The sequence below is a fragment of the Bacillus sp. BK450 genome, assembly GCF_004364885.1.
Lineage (GTDB): Bacteria > Bacillota > Bacilli > Bacillales > Bacillaceae > Bacillus > Bacillus safensis.
In genome coordinates, this window is record NZ_SOBQ01000002.1 from 341,731 (window position 1) to 357,674 (window position 15,944).

Annotated in this window: 18 protein-coding genes; 3 read left to right on the forward strand and 15 right to left on the reverse strand. The window is 41.8% G+C overall.

Annotated features, from left to right (window positions below):
* Positions 1-97: 97 nt before the first annotated feature.
* From EV579_RS06890 to EV579_RS06930, 9 genes are all read right to left on the reverse strand, one after another.
* Positions 98-1,504, reverse strand: a complete 1,407-nt coding sequence (locus EV579_RS06890; RefSeq protein ID WP_133744180.1) for a glycoside hydrolase family 1 protein — start codon at positions 1,502-1,504, stop codon at positions 98-100.
* Positions 1,488-2,834, reverse strand: coding sequence for a PTS cellobiose transporter subunit IIC (celB, locus tag EV579_RS06895; RefSeq protein ID WP_087977120.1), 1,347 nt, complete (start codon positions 2,832-2,834; stop codon positions 1,488-1,490). The genes EV579_RS06890 and celB overlap by 17 nt, the downstream gene beginning before the upstream one ends.
* A gap of 25 nt (positions 2,835-2,859) precedes the next feature.
* Positions 2,860-3,192: a PTS sugar transporter subunit IIA gene (locus EV579_RS06900; protein ID WP_024422904.1), complete on the reverse strand. Its 333-nt coding sequence runs from the start codon at positions 3,190-3,192 to the stop codon at positions 2,860-2,862.
* A 3-nt stretch (positions 3,193-3,195) separates the two neighbouring features.
* A complete protein-coding gene (locus EV579_RS06905) occupies positions 3,196-3,507 on the reverse strand; it encodes a PTS sugar transporter subunit IIB (protein ID WP_024422905.1) in 312 nt (103 codons plus the stop codon).
* A gap of 140 nt (positions 3,508-3,647) precedes the next feature.
* Positions 3,648-4,433, reverse strand: coding sequence for a glucose 1-dehydrogenase (locus tag EV579_RS06910; RefSeq protein WP_034622353.1), 786 nt, complete (start codon positions 4,431-4,433; stop codon positions 3,648-3,650).
* A gap of 12 nt (positions 4,434-4,445) precedes the next feature.
* Positions 4,446-5,294, reverse strand: coding sequence for a GRP family sugar transporter (locus EV579_RS06915; RefSeq protein WP_025093008.1), 849 nt, complete (start codon positions 5,292-5,294; stop codon positions 4,446-4,448).
* Positions 5,295-5,410: 116 nt separating this feature from the next.
* Positions 5,411-6,820: an NADP-dependent phosphogluconate dehydrogenase gene (gene gndA, locus EV579_RS06920; protein WP_024428028.1), complete on the reverse strand. Its 1,410-nt coding sequence runs from the start codon at positions 6,818-6,820 to the stop codon at positions 5,411-5,413.
* Positions 6,821-6,918: 98 nt separating this feature from the next.
* Positions 6,919-8,163: a DNA polymerase IV gene (locus tag EV579_RS06925; RefSeq protein ID WP_034280775.1), complete on the reverse strand. Its 1,245-nt coding sequence runs from the start codon at positions 8,161-8,163 to the stop codon at positions 6,919-6,921.
* 113 nt (positions 8,164-8,276) lie between these two features.
* Complete coding sequence (locus EV579_RS06930) at positions 8,277-9,269, reverse strand: carbon-nitrogen hydrolase family protein (protein ID WP_024422909.1); 993 nt, start codon at positions 9,267-9,269, stop codon at positions 8,277-8,279.
* Between the two features lie 180 nt (positions 9,270-9,449).
* Between EV579_RS06930 and EV579_RS06935 the strand changes: the two genes are divergently transcribed.
* Positions 9,450-9,731 (forward strand): hypothetical protein, encoded by a 282-nt coding sequence (locus EV579_RS06935; RefSeq protein ID WP_024422910.1) that lies wholly within the window; start codon positions 9,450-9,452, stop codon positions 9,729-9,731.
* 28 nt (positions 9,732-9,759) lie between these two features.
* Entirely contained in the window at positions 9,760-10,578 is an 819-nt protein-coding gene (locus EV579_RS06940) for a membrane protein insertase YidC (RefSeq protein ID WP_024422911.1), read from the forward strand.
* Between the two features lie 36 nt (positions 10,579-10,614).
* Here EV579_RS06940 and EV579_RS06945 read toward each other — a convergent pair whose 3' ends face one another.
* The 4 genes from EV579_RS06945 to mce are packed head-to-tail and all read right to left on the reverse strand — an operon-like array spanning position 10,615 to position 14,110.
* Positions 10,615-11,079, reverse strand: coding sequence for a chemotaxis protein CheW (locus EV579_RS06945; protein WP_024422912.1), 465 nt, complete (start codon positions 11,077-11,079; stop codon positions 10,615-10,617).
* A 14-nt stretch (positions 11,080-11,093) separates the two neighbouring features.
* Positions 11,094-12,215: a tripeptidase T gene (locus EV579_RS06950; RefSeq protein ID WP_111292258.1), complete on the reverse strand. Its 1,122-nt coding sequence runs from the start codon at positions 12,213-12,215 to the stop codon at positions 11,094-11,096.
* Positions 12,216-12,231: 16 nt separating this feature from the next.
* Complete coding sequence (locus tag EV579_RS06955; protein ID WP_122631080.1) at positions 12,232-13,695, reverse strand: acyl-CoA carboxylase subunit beta; 1,464 nt, start codon at positions 13,693-13,695, stop codon at positions 12,232-12,234.
* Positions 13,688-14,110, reverse strand: coding sequence for a methylmalonyl-CoA epimerase (gene mce / locus EV579_RS06960; RefSeq protein WP_122631081.1), 423 nt, complete (start codon positions 14,108-14,110; stop codon positions 13,688-13,690). Before mce ends, EV579_RS06955 begins: the two co-directional genes overlap by 8 nt.
* 101 nt (positions 14,111-14,211) lie before the next feature.
* Between mce and prli42 the strand changes: the two genes are divergently transcribed.
* On the forward strand, positions 14,212-14,304 hold the full coding sequence (prli42, locus tag EV579_RS19265; protein ID WP_149126490.1) for a stressosome-associated protein Prli42: 93 nt from the start codon (positions 14,212-14,214) through the stop codon (positions 14,302-14,304).
* Between the two features lie 38 nt (positions 14,305-14,342).
* On the opposite strand, the gene EV579_RS06965 is transcribed toward prli42, so the two are convergent.
* Positions 14,343-14,852 (reverse strand): L,D-transpeptidase, encoded by a 510-nt coding sequence (locus EV579_RS06965; protein WP_133744181.1) that lies wholly within the window; start codon positions 14,850-14,852, stop codon positions 14,343-14,345.
* A gap of 52 nt (positions 14,853-14,904) precedes the next feature.
* On the reverse strand, positions 14,905-15,858 hold the full coding sequence (locus tag EV579_RS06970; RefSeq protein WP_024422917.1) for an aromatic acid exporter family protein: 954 nt from the start codon (positions 15,856-15,858) through the stop codon (positions 14,905-14,907).
* Positions 15,859-15,944: the final 86 nt, after the last annotated feature.

Sequence of the window (15,944 nt, forward strand, 5' to 3'; positions counted from 1 at the left end):
ATGTGAGCTTAAAAGGTGCCAGCCATTTTTGTTTCATCCACTTACCATCACATAAGAAAAATACTTGCTCTTTTCAAGGAAAGAGCAAGTATTTTGATTAAAAACCGTTATTCTTTGAAACGGATTGAAACCAGTATCCGCTTTTCTTAATCGTTCGTTTCCCGTCTTTTTGAAGATCAACTGAGACAAATCCATAACGATTTTTATATGCATTCGACCAGGACCAGTTGTCCATAAAGGTCCATAGATGATAGCCTTTCACATTGCTTCCTTCTTGAATGGCTTGATGCACCCATTTGAGATGCTCAGAAATAAAGTCAATGCGGTAATCGTCATGAATCATTCCTTCTTCATCCTTAAACCGCTCTTCTCCTTCGACGCCCATTCCATTTTCAGAAATAAAGCATTCAATATTATCATAGTCTGTTTGGACTTTTTTCAATATATCGTAAATGCCCTTTTCATAGATTTCCCAGCCTCGATACACATTCATTTTTCTTCCCGGCATCTCAAAAGAATCAAAATAATGATTCGGCATAAATGGTGCTTGAGGATGCGGCATATGCTCTTTCGCTTTCACTCTTCTTGGCTGATAATAGTTGATGCCAAGAAGATCAATCGTATTCTCTCGAATGAGCTCAAGGTCCCCTTCTTCCATACTTGGCATAAAGCCTTCTTTCTTTAAGACTTCTACTAGCTTTTCCGGGAAATGACCCTTCACCGCAGGATCTAAGAAGGAACGGTTAAAGAAAGCATCGGCCATCTCTGCTGCTTCTACATCGCGCGGATGCTGGCTTCGCGGGTACGAAGGAGTCAGGTTTAGGATGATGCCAATCTTACCGCCTTGCTGCAGCTTTTTATAAGCCGCAATCGCCTTCGCATTTGATAAAAGTTCATGAAAACCGACCTGTACAGCCTTTTGGAAATCGACTTCGTTTGGATAATGAAAGCTATACATATATCCGCCTTCTACAGGAACAATCGGTTCGTTATGGGTAAACCATTTTTTCACCCGGTCGCCAAATAGTTGGAAGCATAATGTTGCATAGCTCACATAGTCTTCAACCACCTGTCTGTTCACCCAGCCGCCTTTCTCCTGCAGCGCCATTGGCATATCGAAATGGTACAGGTTCACAAATGGCTCGATATCATGTGCAATCAGTTCATTGATCACATCATTATAAAAAGACACCGCTTCTTCATTCACAGCACCTGTTCCTTCTGGTAAAAGGCGTGACCATGAAATCGACAGCCGAAATGAATTGTGGCCAATTTCTTTCATGAGACGGATATCCTCTTTATATTTTCGATAAAATTGAGATGTCACGTCCGGCCCTACGCCATCAAAAAAACGAGTCGGCTCTTGTTCAAACCAATGATCCCAAATGTTCGGTCCCTTTCCATCGCCGGGGACGCTCCCTTCTGTTTGCGTCGCAGAAGCAGAAGATCCCCACCAGAAACCTTCTGGAAATGTATATGATTGCTTATTAGTTTCCATCGACATGTATTGAGTCTCCTTCACCTTTGATGTTTGCTGCCTTCGTTTTTTCTGTTGTCGTTATTTTTTCATTTTTCACATTCATACGGTCAATAAATTTCAGGAACGGGAACCAAATGACAAACACAATCATCAGGTTAAACAACTGAAGCAGACCGCCCGCTAGTGAATTTGTTGCCATCATTCCGCTAATAAAGATCGGCACTGTCCATGGGATATTCACGCCTGTCGGCGGCGGTACAATGCCTGATGCCATCGCAAAATAAGTAATACATGTAATGACCATTGGCGCCAAAATCCACGGAATGAGAATAAGCGGATTCATGACAATCGGTAAACCGAAGATAATCGGTTCATTGACGTTAAATAATCCTGGTCCTAAGCCAAGCTTGGCTACTTGTTTTAATTGCTTACTTTTCAGGAAAATTAAAATCGTAAACACAACAGCAAGCGTCATACCGGTTCCACCCATTCCAACCGTATAGATTTCAATAAACTGCTTGCTGATGATATTAGGAACCTCACCTGTTTTTGTGTAGCTCTCTAGGTTTTGAATGGACAATGTATTCCAAATCGGATCCATGACAGAGTTGATAATAATTTGGCCATGAAGCCCAAAGAACCAAAGAATTTGTATAAAGAAAACAGCGATCAACGTCGGAATAATACCGCTTCCAAGACCGACAAGCGGCGCCTGAATGGCATGATAAATCAAATCATGCATATTTGTTTTGAAGCCTTGTGTAATGATGATATTAATGAGCAAAAAGGTTGTAAGTGTCAAAGTAGCCGGGATCAGTGCAGCAAAAGACTTGGAAACAGCTGGCGGAACCCCTTGCGGCATATTGATCACAAATTTCTTTTGGACAAAATAACGATAAATTTCAGCAGACAAAAAGCCTGTGATCATTCCTAGGAACATCCCCTTTGCACCTAAACGATCAACTGGGATAACGCCTGCAATCGTTGCACCGCCTTCTTGTTCTAGTAAAAACGGAGTTAGAAGCAAGAAAGAGGCTAAAGCAATCACGCCGCCAAAGACAGCTTCTACATCATAGCTTTTTGATAAATAGTAGCCAATCCCAAATACAACAAACACACTCATAATGCTGATGGTCGCACTTGGTGCGATATTCAGTGCAGACTGGACGCCTTCCAGTACGTTTTTACTCATGATTTTATCTAAAAATGGCAAATTCATCAGCACAACCATAATGGAACCAAAGATGGTGAGCGGGAACGCAAGCATAAAGGCATCACGTAATACGCCTAAATAGCGGTTGTTGTTCAATCTCCCAGCAATCGGAACCAAAATGGCACTTATTTTATCAAACATTGGTTTCCCCCCTTGTTTACACCCTTTATTGTTTAAGCGATTGGAATATCGGCAGAAGCTCTCCCACAAGCTCCTTGATGGTAATGGTCGACATTAAATGATCTTCAGCGTGCATGAGCAATAAGGAAAAGGATGTTGTTTCTCCTCCTGCCTCTTTCTGCACGAGTTGAAAATGGATGTCATGTGCAAGCCGTAAATCTTCTTCCGCTTCTTTCATATGACTAAAAGCTTCTTCTTCTAGACCTTCTCGATATTGTTTCAGAGCCTGAAGCAATTTGCTGCGTGCATTCCCGCTGTGTAAGATCAATTGAAAGCTCACTTGTTCCTCCGTGAGCCCTTCGAGTGTTTTCTTTTCCATCCTTTAAGATTCCCCCATCAATGTAAGTGCCTGTTCATATGCTTTTTGTCCATCGGCAAGCCCGTATGCCTGCATATCAATGACCTCTACCTCAATCCCGTATTTTGTTGCTTCTTTTTGAAGGTCTCCTTTTAAAAAGCTCATTTGCGGTCCGATTAACACAACATCTGCATTCGCCATTTCTTTTTTTGCTTGATCTTGACCAACTGCCCAAATTTCTGCTTCGTCCCCAATTGAATCGGCATGTGCTTTCATCTTTGTCACTAGTAAACTCGTAGACATTCCCGAACTGCATGCTAATAAAATACGTTTCATTTCTCTCACCCCATTGTTGTAATAAAAGCGCTTCCAATTAATATTATATATTTTTATTTTTAAATGTCTAGACATTTAATTTTATTTGTCTGTATTTAATATAAAAAAGAGCGTACAATACGCTCTTTTTCTTAATTATCTTATCCTTTTCCTGCCTGGAACCCAGGATACTTTGTCATGCCGCCGTCTACATATAACGTCAGGCCTGTGACATAGCTCGCCTCTTTTGATGCCAGCCAGACAGCGCATGCTGCCACTTCTTCTGGCTTTCCAATATAGCCGATTGGAATCAGCTCAATCACGCCTTTTTTCAATGCTGGATCATCGAATTTCTCCGCATTAATCGGGGTATCAATAGCGCCTGGTGCAATGCTGTTTACACGGATTTTTTTAGGGGCATATTCAAGCGCCAATGTTTCTGTCAAAAGCTTTGCGCCTCCTTTACTAGCTGCATAATGCACGAAATGAGGCCAAGGAATTTGCTGATGAACCGACGACATATTAATGATCGAGCCTTCTATTCCATGATCCGTCATATACTTCAGTGCATCACGGCACCCTAGAAACATGCCTGTTAAATTGGTAGACATTACTTTGTTCCAATTATCCAGCGTCATTTCTGTAGAGGGTACTTCATTTTCAATGCCTGCGTTATTGATCATCACATCAAGACTGCCGAATGTATCAACGGCTTTATCAATCATCGCCTGCATATCCTCTTCCTTTGATACGTCTCCCTTGATTTTCACAGCCTGTCCGCCATGTTTTTGAATTTCTGCAATGGTATCATCCGGATTTTCTTTATCAGAGAAGTAATTAATCACCACATTGGCTTTTTCTTGTCCAAATCGGCGGGCCATCGCTTGACCAATCCCTGTACCTGCACCTGTAATCAGAACTGTTTTTCCTTCTAAATCTGGATACATTCGTGTAACCTCCTATTTTGTAAAGCCTAGCAGCACACCGCCTGCAATAATCATCAAGCAGCCTGCAATGACAAAGCTTGTTCTAGATGCTTTCTCTTTTAATAAGTAAATGCCGCCTAGTGTTGAGATGACAATCCCTGTTTGTGACATCGAAAAGCTTACGGCTACGCCGATTAATGGAATGGCCAAAAGCAGACCAAGATTTCCTGTTGACCAAACAAGACCGGCAATGATATTTCTAAACGTATATTTACTAAATGGGTCCTGCTTTAAACTAATCGCTAAGGATGAAAGCAGCATACCGACGGATTGCGGGACAAGTGCAGACCAGCCATCAATATCAAACCATCTTAAAATGACGACATATCCGACGTAGCCAACGGTTGAGATAAGCAGAATAATGATCCCTTTTTTAAAATTGCCTCTGCCATTCCCGCCGCCATTCTTTTTTTGACCGAGCGATGTCATGACAACCCCTGCAATGATCAGTAAAATGGCGCAGGAACCAATGAGTATGACCGTCATCGTCTGCCATTCTTTGAAGACCATGACGCCAAATAGCGTTGTGCTCACTAGCTGCATGCCCGTTGATAAAGGAACCGCTTTAGACACACCGAGAAAAGCAACACTTGAAAGCTGATTCATTTGTCCAATACTCCAGAAGATGCCTGAAATGACGGAAACCGCAAAAATAAGCGGTGTCAGCTCTGGCATTTTGATGAAAAAGGCAGCAATCGAAAATAAAAACGCGCCGAGCGTAATGCCAAGGGTTTGCTGATACGCATTCCCGCCTAGTTTGACACTGATGAGAACAATACTTCCCCAAAATATCGCTGGGAGAAGTGCATATAAGATGCCCACTTCTATCCCTACTTTCTTGTCTTTTTTACATAGCATCCCTCTTTTTCACATTTTTAGCCGAAAAGATGCAAACAAAAAAACCTTACCAAAGGTAAGGTTTTTCAGTCGTTCTCTATTTATTTCATCCATTCAGTATGGAATACGCCTTCTTTATCTGTGCGCTCATACGTATGTGCACCGAAATAGTCACGCTGTGCTTGAATTAAATTCGCTGGAAGGACAGCTGTGCGATAGCTATCAAAGTAAGCAAGTGCACTTGAGAATGAAGGAACAGGAACTCCTTGTTCCACTGCAAGCGAAATGACTTTACGAAGTGATGATTGATAGTTTTGAGCAATATCCTTAAAGTATGGATCAAGCAATAGGTTTTTCAGTTCAGGATTACGGTCATATGCTTCTTTAATTTGTTGTAAGAAGGCTGCACGAATGATACATCCGCCGCGGAAGATCATCGCAATTTCACCGTATTTCAAATCCCAGTTATATTCATCAGACGCTGCTTTCATTTGAGCAAAGCCTTGTGCGTAAGAGCAGATTTTACTCATGAATAGGGCTTTTCTAACTGCTTCGATCAGCTCTTGTTTATTCTCAGCTGATTGCGCCGGCTCTGGACCTTCGATCAATTGACTTGCTTCCACACGTTCATCTTTCATTGCTGAAATGTAGCGCGCAAAAACAGACTCAGTAATGATTGGAAGCGGGACACCTAGATCAAGTGAGCTTTTGCTTGTCCATTTTCCAGTTCCTTTTTGACCAGCTTTATCTAAGATCACATCCACAAGCGGCTGGTTTGTTTCCTCATCCACTTTTGTGAAAATGTCAGCTGTAATTTCGATTAAATAGCTGTCAAGCTCGCCTTTATTCCACTCTGAGAATACTTCATGAAGCTCCCCTGCTGACAATCCAGCAACATGCTTCAAGATAAAGTATGATTCAGAGATCAATTGCATATCTCCGTACTCGATACCGTTATGAACCATTTTGACATAATGTCCTGCTCCATCTGGGCCGATATACGTTGTACAAGGCTCACCGTCTACTTTCGCAGAGATTGCTTCTAAAATTGGTTTCACTAGCTCATGCGCTTCTTTTTGACCGCCTGGCATGATGGAAGGACCTTTTAGCGCGCCTTCTTCACCGCCGGAAACACCTGTACCAATGAAGTGGATACCACTTTCTGCAAGCTCTTGGTTACGTCTTTGTGTATCCTTGTAATATGTATTTCCACCATCAATTAAAATGTCACCTTTCTCTAGGTGAGGAAGTAATGATTGAATGGTTGCATCTGTTGCTGCACCAGCTTTTACCATTAAAAGAATTTTACGCGGTGTTTCAAGCGACTGAACAAATTCTTCGATGCTGTATGTGCCAACAACGTTTTTTCCTTCTGCTTCTTGAAGAAACTCTTCTGTTTTGCTGCTAGATCTGTTATAAACGGATACGGAGAAACCGCGGCTTTCAATATTGAGGGCAAGGTTTTTCCCCATAACGGCTAGTCCAACCACACCGATTTGTTGTTTTGACATAATTCTGACGTCCCTTCTAACACACTATATTGATTACTGCTGAAATGATGTACCCTTTGAAATTACCACAACATCACCTCTTTTATCAAGTTTTCAGGCTAGTCATTTCCTCTTTCGTCCTGAAAAAAATCTTTATTAAAACTTGTCCCGCTTGTTTTGCTCTCTTTTTCCTTAATAGTGATTCCTCTTTGCACCAATGACTTTCCATATTTTTCTTTCAGTCCATCTAAAATGGTTTGGAGAGGCTCTTCTTTTGCATCTTCTGTATATGAAAATAAATCAAGCTGTTTAACAGCTGCTTTTCGTTCGACAAGGTCTGTCCCCGTCACACCTAAGAGCCTCACTGGCTGGTCATTCCAATGTTTAAGGAATAACTGCTTTGCCGCTTCAAATATGTCTTCCTTTCGATCCGTTGGATTTGTGAGCATGACACTTCGCGTGATATTTTTCCAGCTTGCATACCGAATCATGATGAGCAGCCGGTTCGCCATTACTTCTTTTCTCCTTAACCTTGCACTTACAGATTGTGATAGCTTATCAATTAACGTGACAAGTTCATCTGAATCATCAGAATCATGAGGCAGGGTGGATGAATTGCCGACGGATTTAAATTCGTATATTCTTTCTGGATCCACAATGCCGTCATGTTCACCATTCGCCTTTTGCTTTAATCTCGGTCCATTAATGCCAAGCAATTCTTTTAGCGTATACTCATTCGCTTTCGCTAAGTCTTCAATGGTATGAATTCCGATTTTTTTCAATTTATCTGCCGTTTTTTGGCCAACCCCGTGCATGTCACCAGCAGGGAGCGGCCAGAGCATGTTCGGAACATCTCGTTTACGCAATATGGTGATGCCCATTGGCTTTTTCCAATTTGACGCCATTTTCGCTAAAAATTTATTCGGTGCAATGCCGATACTTGAAGGAAGCATCAGTTCCTCTACAAGCCTTGTTTGAATATCATGAGCCGTTTTTACCGCATGCTCGGCATATGGCGTATGCGTTAAATCAATATAGCCCTCATCAATCGATACAGGTTCGACTAAATCACTGTATTCTCTTAGTATTGTAAACATCTCTTGTGAGGAGCTGCGGTACCGGTCAAAGTTCGGTGTGCGGACAATGAGTCCCGGACATAGCCGCTTCGCCTCCCACAAGGGCATCGGGGGCTTCACACCTAGTGCTCTTGCCTCGTAGCTACACGTCACAACAATCCCTTTACGCTCTTTTGCATTTCCGCTGATGGCTAAAGGTTTCCCTCGCAAAGAAGGATCATACGCCATTTCTACATTGGCATAAAAAGCATTCATGTCTATATGAAAAATAATATTTGACATTGGCATAACCCCATTTTCTTGTCTACCTGTATTTTGATCAGCTGTTTTTGATTATACATTGATTTATTTCATCTTTCCTCAAAAAACCTTCTCTAAAAAAGAGAAGGTTTCACGTTCATTTACACTTTTTCTTCAAGTATACCATGTTGATATTGAATGTCCTCATATGTGAATACTTCATTTTTTTGATGATGTAAATGTTTCACAACCGGATTGGGCTGCTGATGAAAATTCATACTCAAACTTTGATTGGAGTAGTGTCCAGCCGGATCAATATAATACTTGTAATCAATGACTCTTTCTACATCAATTTCAGCGTAAGCAATTCCTTCCGTTTCAGCAGGAACCATATCACTGATCGGTTCTCCGTCCGGCCCGTAAATGCACGTATGCCCGCTTTTAAATGTTTCAAAGTAATCTCTTTGCTCCTGCGTTAAACAAATCATCTCTTTCATTTCTTCCGTATATATAGATGATGTCATCAGCACAAATGTCTGTGTCGCGATGGCATAATATCTGCTTGAAATTTCATCGTCAAAATAACCTGGCCAAGAGGCTACATGTACCTGCTCATTTTGAGCATTCATCGCCATAAGATCAAGCGGGACTTGATGCTCCCAGCACATCAATCCGCCAAGGTTTCCAATGTCAGTTTGAAAGACTGGCATCATACTTCCACTTCCATCCCCCCAAATGAGTCTTTCTGCTACAGAAGCTCTCATTTTCCGATGTTTTCCTATTAAATCCCCATTTGGATTAAACCAAAGCTGAGCTAAATAGAGGGAGCCGCCATCTTTTTCACTGCATGATATACAAACGTACGTTTCATTTCTTTTTGCAGCCTCACTGATTTTTTGAATGGCTAAGCTAGGGATTTCAACGGCATTTTTATATAATTCATGATAGAACTTTCTCGTATATTCTGGATGACCAATAAAAGCAAACCAAGGATAACCAGGTAAAAATGCTTCTGGGAATGCCACAAGCTTTGCACCATTTGAAGCTGCCTCGTCGATCAGTTCACATGATTTCTCAACGGTTGCTTCCAAATTTAAGTAGACAGGTGCTGCTTGTACCGCCGCTGCTCGAAACTTTGGATAAATACTTGTCATATTCAAAACCTCCATTTCTTTTCATCTCCCTCATTATAGGATAGGAAATATGAAGTTTGGATGACGATTACTATTTTATACAAAATAAGGAATTTTATTTAATGGAGAATACACACGGTTCTGTTAGACATTTAACCATGTGTATAGTACACTGTGAGTAATGAAATGGATGTGATAATCATGATTATTGATACATTCAATGAAGTCTTTTTCCTTGTTGAATTCTTTACGATTATTCTTCCAGCGCTGACGGCCATCGGCATTGCGTTTTTGCTAAAAGACTGCCGTATGAACGAACATCTTGGTGGACATCGTTTGGAAGAGTTGGACGCATCTTGCTTGAATCGAACAGACTTTCTGTTTATCATATATGATCGCATTACAACTTGGATTAGTAAAGTCATTCGAATGAAACGATCATCTAATGATGATGAAGACCATTCGCTTCCTCTCACTAATTAAATTTTTTTAATCATGAGGAGGAAACGAATTGAAACGTTTATTGACTGTTTTTACGACTTTTTGTTTGATGATGATTGCGTCACCTGCATTTGCAGCGAGTGCGCAAACGAATACGAGCTCTGATGGGTTTTTCCATCATTATTTTGTTCAGCCTTTTTCTGAGCTGATCATTTGGCTTGCGAACTTTTTCCATGATGATTATGGTTTATCTATTATGTTCGTCACCTTGATTGTCCGCCTGCTGATTTTCCCGCTTTTTGCGAACCAATTTAAGAAGCAACGAGTCATGCAGGAAAAAATGGCACTGGTGAAACCTCAGATTGACCAAATACAAAGCAAACTGAAGAAAACAAAAGATCCTGAAAAACAAAAAGAACTGCAAATGGAAATGATGAAAGTATATAAAGAGAACAATGTGAACCCGCTGGCAATGGGCTGTCTGCCTATGCTGATTCAAATTCCAATTGTTCTTGGCTTTTACTCGGCGATCCGCTCAACACCTGAGATCGCAACTCATACGTTCTTATGGTTTAACTTGGGACAAACCGATTTATTGGTGGCAGTCTTTGCAGGGGCTATGTATTTCTTGCAATTTTATGTCACTCAAAAATATGCGAAGCAATCGGGCACCCAGACAGAGGCTGCGCTGAAGCAAGCGAAAGTAATGGGCATGATTTTCCCAATCATGATGCTGTTTCTTTCAATCAATGCACCCGCTGCTCTTCCTTTATACTGGATGACAAGCGGACTATTACTCACGATTCAAACGATTATTTTAAATGTCATGTACCAAAAATCAAAAACGAAAGCTGCGGCTAACGAACAAGCCAAACCAGCTGCTGAATAAAAATAAACCCCTTATCTTTAGATAAGGGGTTTTTCATTATGCCAATTCTTCTTTCAACCGGTCTGGCAATTGATCGAGGTCCTCAATTTTTCCAAGGAACTTATTTGGGTCCACTTGTAAAATCATTTTGTTTTCTCTCTCCACAACGCCGAAGAAATATTCAGATGCCTTCGTGTTCATATGAAATGGCTTGATCTCGCTTTGCTCGATATCGATGATATCTTTTGCATCTGAGACAAGACAGCCAATCATTTGATCGTTTACTTCAAATAGCAGCACCTTGGACTGCTCGTTCACATCAAGAGGCTTTCCGTGAAGCATCACGCCTGTGTCACTGACAGGAATGACCTCTCCTCTTAATGACATCAGCCCTTTAATTTCTTTTGGAAGGTTCGATACTTCTTGTAAGTAAGGGACCTTCTCTATCGAACGAATATGCTCTACACTGATGCCAAACTCCTCTTGCCCCACCTGAAAAATAATAATCTTTTGCGTGCTCACAGAGTCTCCTGCCTTTACGATGGATTTGTCGTTTCTTCGATAATGGCGAGAACCATTTCAGCTGTTTTGACTAATTCTTCAATCGGCATTTTCTCATTTTTCGTATGAATATCTTCATATCCAACAGCTAGGTTGACAGTTGGGACGCCGTTGCCTGCAATGACGTTTGCATCACTGCCTCCGCCGCTCGTCTGCAGTTCTGAAGGACGGCCAATTTTTGCTGCCGCTTTTTTCGCCACTTCTACGACTTGATCGCCGTGTGAGAATTTGAAGCCTGGATACATGATGTCAATTTGTACATCGGCACTTCCGCCCATTTCTTTAGCGGTTTTTTCAAAGGCTTCTTTCATCTTCGCTACTTGAGCTTCCATTTTTGCTGGTTCTAAAGAGCGTGCTTCCGCCAAAATATCGACTTGATCGCACACAATATTCGTTTGTGTTCCGCCTTCAAAACGGCCGATATTCGCCGTTGTTTCTTCATCAATCCGGCCAAGCGGCATGCTGGCAATTGCTTTTGATGCAATGGTAATCGCAGACACACCTTTTTCTGGCGCGACACCTGCGTGAGCGGTTTTTCCGTAAATCGTTGCGCGTACTTTTGCCTGTGTTGGTGCAGCTACAATAATCGTGCCAACCTTGCCATCTGAATCAAGGGCATAGCCGTATTTCGCTGTCATCAAATTCGGATCTAACGCTTTTGCTCCAACAAGTCCTGATTCCTCGCCTGCTGTGATCACAAATTCAATTGTTCCATGCGGTAAATTTTTCTCTTTCAGCACACGGACCGCTTCAAACATAGCAGCAAGTCCTGTTTTATCGTCAGCACCAAGAATCGTTGTTCCATCTGTTTTCACATAGCCGTCCTCAATGACTGGTTTTACGCCATTCCCTGGTACAACTGTATCCATATGGGAAGTGAAATAAATTGTATCTGCCTCTTGATTCCCTTCTAAAGTACAGACAAGATTGCCTGCACCGTGGCCTGTTACCGCTTTTGAATCGTCTTCAACCACTTTTAGACCAAGCTGCGAGAATTTTTCTTTTAATACTTCAACAATTTTCTCTTCGTGTTTTGTTTCTGAATCAATCTGAACTAATTCTAAAAATTCGTCTAGTAAGCGTTTTTCATTGATCATGATGATGCTCCTCCTCTTATAGCGGCATGTTGCCATGCTTTTTTAACGGTCTATCTTCTTCCTTACTGCGAAGCACATCAAATGAGCGGATCAATCGCTCTCTCGTTTCAGCTGGCATGAAAATATCATCTATCAGACCTGCCTGAGCCGCTTTCCATACACTTGGTTTGTTTTCAGACTTGCGCGAAGCAGGATGAACGATTTCGTCTGCGAACGTTTTCCCCATGACATCAATTTCGGCGTCTGGCCATGCATAAACAAAGTCAGCTCCTAAGCCCTTGCTATTCATCGCGACATATGCACCGCCAAACGCCTTTCTTAAAATCACAGTGATTTTTGGAACGGTTGCTTCAGCGTACGCATATAAAAGCTTTGCCCCATGGCGGATAATTCCGGCATGCTCGGCTTTTTCTCCTGGTAAAAAACCAGGAACGTCCACAAGGGTTAAGATCGGAATATGAAACGCATCGCAAAATCGAATAAACCTGGCCGCTTTATCGGCAGCGTCAAGATCAAGGCTGCCTGCCAGCACCTTTGGCTGATTGGCAACAACACCGATGGAGGCTCCTTGTAATCTGGCAAAACCTGTGACAATATTTTTTGAGAAACAAGGCTGCGTTTCAAAGAATGAGTCTGGATCGGTTATCGCTGTCACCACTTGTTTGACATCATAAGTTCGTGATGGATCCTTTGGCAAGATGCTGCCTGGATCGGCGGTATCATGCTTTCGTGCCCCAGCGCGTGTGACAGCCTGCTGTTTCGTTTGTATGTACGTTAAAAGAGTTCGAACCGCTTCTAACACGTCCTTCTCATCTTTCCCAGTATAGTGCACATTCCCGCTCGTCTGATGCTGAACACTTGCACCGCCAAGACGGTCAGGACAGACCGTTTCTCCTGTTGCCTTTTCTATTACTTTCGGACCAGTTAAAAACATGTGAGCTGTTTGCTCTGTCATAAAGACAAAATCAGTCAATGCAGGAGAATAAACTGCACCTCCAGCACATGAACCTAAAATAACTGATATTTGCGGGATTCGACCAGAGTACAGCACATTCCGTTTGAAAATCTGTCCGTATCCTTCTAATGATACCACACCCTCTTGAATTCTCGCACCACCTGAGTCTTTTAGACCGATGACCGGCATCTGATTTTTAGCTGCCAGATCCATTAAAGAGACAATTTTTTTTGCATGCATTTCGCCTAATGAGCCCCCATATACGGTTGCATCTTGTGCATAAACACAGACAGGCTTACCGTGAATGAGTCCCGTTCCAATGACGACGCCGTCACCAACATGCTCTGACAGACCGCCTGTTGCAAATGACTGAATTTCCATCAAGCTGCCCTCGTCAAGAAGTTCATGCAGCCGCTCTCGAACCGTCAGCTTTCCTTTGCTTCTGTGAGCTGCTGCTCGTTTTTCGCCGCCGCCCATTAACGCTTTCTTCCGCCATTCAGACAAGTCATTGAACGATTCATTCATCGCAATATTTCTCTCCTTTCAAGGACCCGCACAATTCAAATAACACACCTGACGTTTCTTTAGGTGAAATAAAGGCAATCTGCTTTCCGCTGGCGCCCATCTGTGCTGTTTTTTGGAGAAGCTGCACGCCAAGGTGATCGAGACGGCTAAGATCAGCCTGAATGTCACCCGACTTTAGCGCAATATGATGTAGCCCCTCTCCTCTTTTTGTTAAGAAATTATGTAGTTTACTGCGGGCTGAGATGGGCTCAATTAATTCAATGTGCAGATCATCAAGTGAAGCGAAGGACGCTTTAATCTCCTGCTCAGGAATCTCTTGTATATCTGAAAAATGCCAGTTAAATAGCTGATGAAGCGTTTGAGATGTTTCTTTAATAGAAAAGACGGCAATGGCAATATGATCGATTTGGTTCATCCGTTCACTTCCTTTGCTGATCACTTGTCGCATATGAAAAAACCAGATAAAATAAAGGCAAGTGCGCTTGTCGCAAAAATCTTCGGTTATAGGGGTGCGATATGTCTCAAAAATTCATGAAATTTATGGTATTGCTTATGATTAGCCTGCTGTTAGTTTCTTCACTTTTAGCAGGAGCAGCAGCCTTTTTATAAGGTTTGAATAAAGGCAGACAAGCAGGTGATTCGCGATATCAACGAATGGCCTGTTTGTCTTTGGCAAGCTTTTCAAAGGAATCGCTTGATGTTGTAATCCATACCTTGGTGCCAATTGGAAGCTGATCAAACAAAAGCTCTACATCTTGATTATGAAGCCTTACACAGCCTGCTGTGATAAATTTCCCAATCGATGTTTCGTCACTCGTTCCATGAATTCCGTAGGTTCTGCCATCTGTTCCTCGTGCATCAAATCCAATCCATCTTCGCCCAAGAGGGTTATTCTTTGCACCCCCTTCAATATTCTTTCTTCTATAATAGGGATCTTTCGCTTTGATCATAATCGTAAATTCACCTTCTGGCGTTAAATCCGCTGTTTTTCCTGTTGAAGCAGGATATACTTTTTGGATTTTTCCTTGATCAATGAAGGCAAGTTCATTCGTTTGTTTATTAATAATGACATACGGGTCACCTGGAAGCGGGTTTTGTCCAAGCGGCCAGATAGGTGAAAGGGACATGGTCAGTACGGTATAAAATAAAAGACGCATAGGCTCCTCCTTTTTCATTAGATTGACCAATGAAGGAGGAACTCATGCGTCTCTATTCTTTCATCCCTTTAAAATAGCTTTTCAGTACTAAATATTGTTCCATTTCACCGAGGAAATGAAAGAGTGCCGCTCTTGCCTCAAATTCTTCTCTTGTTTGCGGTAGCGGAAGTGCATCGAACTCTTCTTTCATATCAATGAGACGTCTTAAAAACTTATGCGCTGTGTTCCCCGGGTGAATATGTTCGCGTAAGTCTCTAATGTATTCTGCAATGATTTGTCCATGCTCCGTTGTGACGGAGATCGACGTAATTTTGGGCAGCACACGCTCAATGATTTCAAATTGCTTTTGTCTCATGTTGAAATAATGGTAATACAGGTTTTCATGTCTTAATACATGGTTTTCAACATCACGATATGCAAGAGCTTTCGCTTCTTTGATCAATTGATGTGTCTCTGGTATTTCTTTTCCTGTCCAGTCTTGTTTCCCTGTCATTAAGTATTGCTCGATTTCCTCAAAGATTTTAGCAAAGTTGGCTTCAATCTGTTCGCTGTAGCGTTTAAGTTTTTTATCAACACTTGGCATATAGAGGTTCATAATCAGCGCTACCCCAACACCAATGGTAATCAGCAGCAGTTCATTCCAGATGAGATGCAGGGTAATCCCGCCAGACATGTATAAATGGAGAATGATGACTGAACTTGTGACAATCCCTTCTTTAATTCGAAGCAAAACCGTTGTCGGAATAAAGACAAGCAGCATCAAACCGATCACAAAAGGATGATACCCAATCAGATCGAAAAATAAATAAGAAAATAAAATAGCAAGACTGCATGCTGCAAAGCGGGCTCCCGATGCTAAGAGGGATCTTTTCTTTGTCACCTGAATACACAGGATCGTAATAATCCCGGCAGCTGAATAATTTTGCAAGCCAAGCAATTGTGCAATATAAATAGCGATCGCTGTTCCTAATGCTGTTTTCAGCGTTCGGTAGCCGATTTTAAACATGATGTGATTCACTCTTTTCTGTCTTGTTTCCATTCACTTTTGTGAAATGATGAACTTTTTTTACTTTCCCCATTATAATCAAAAAA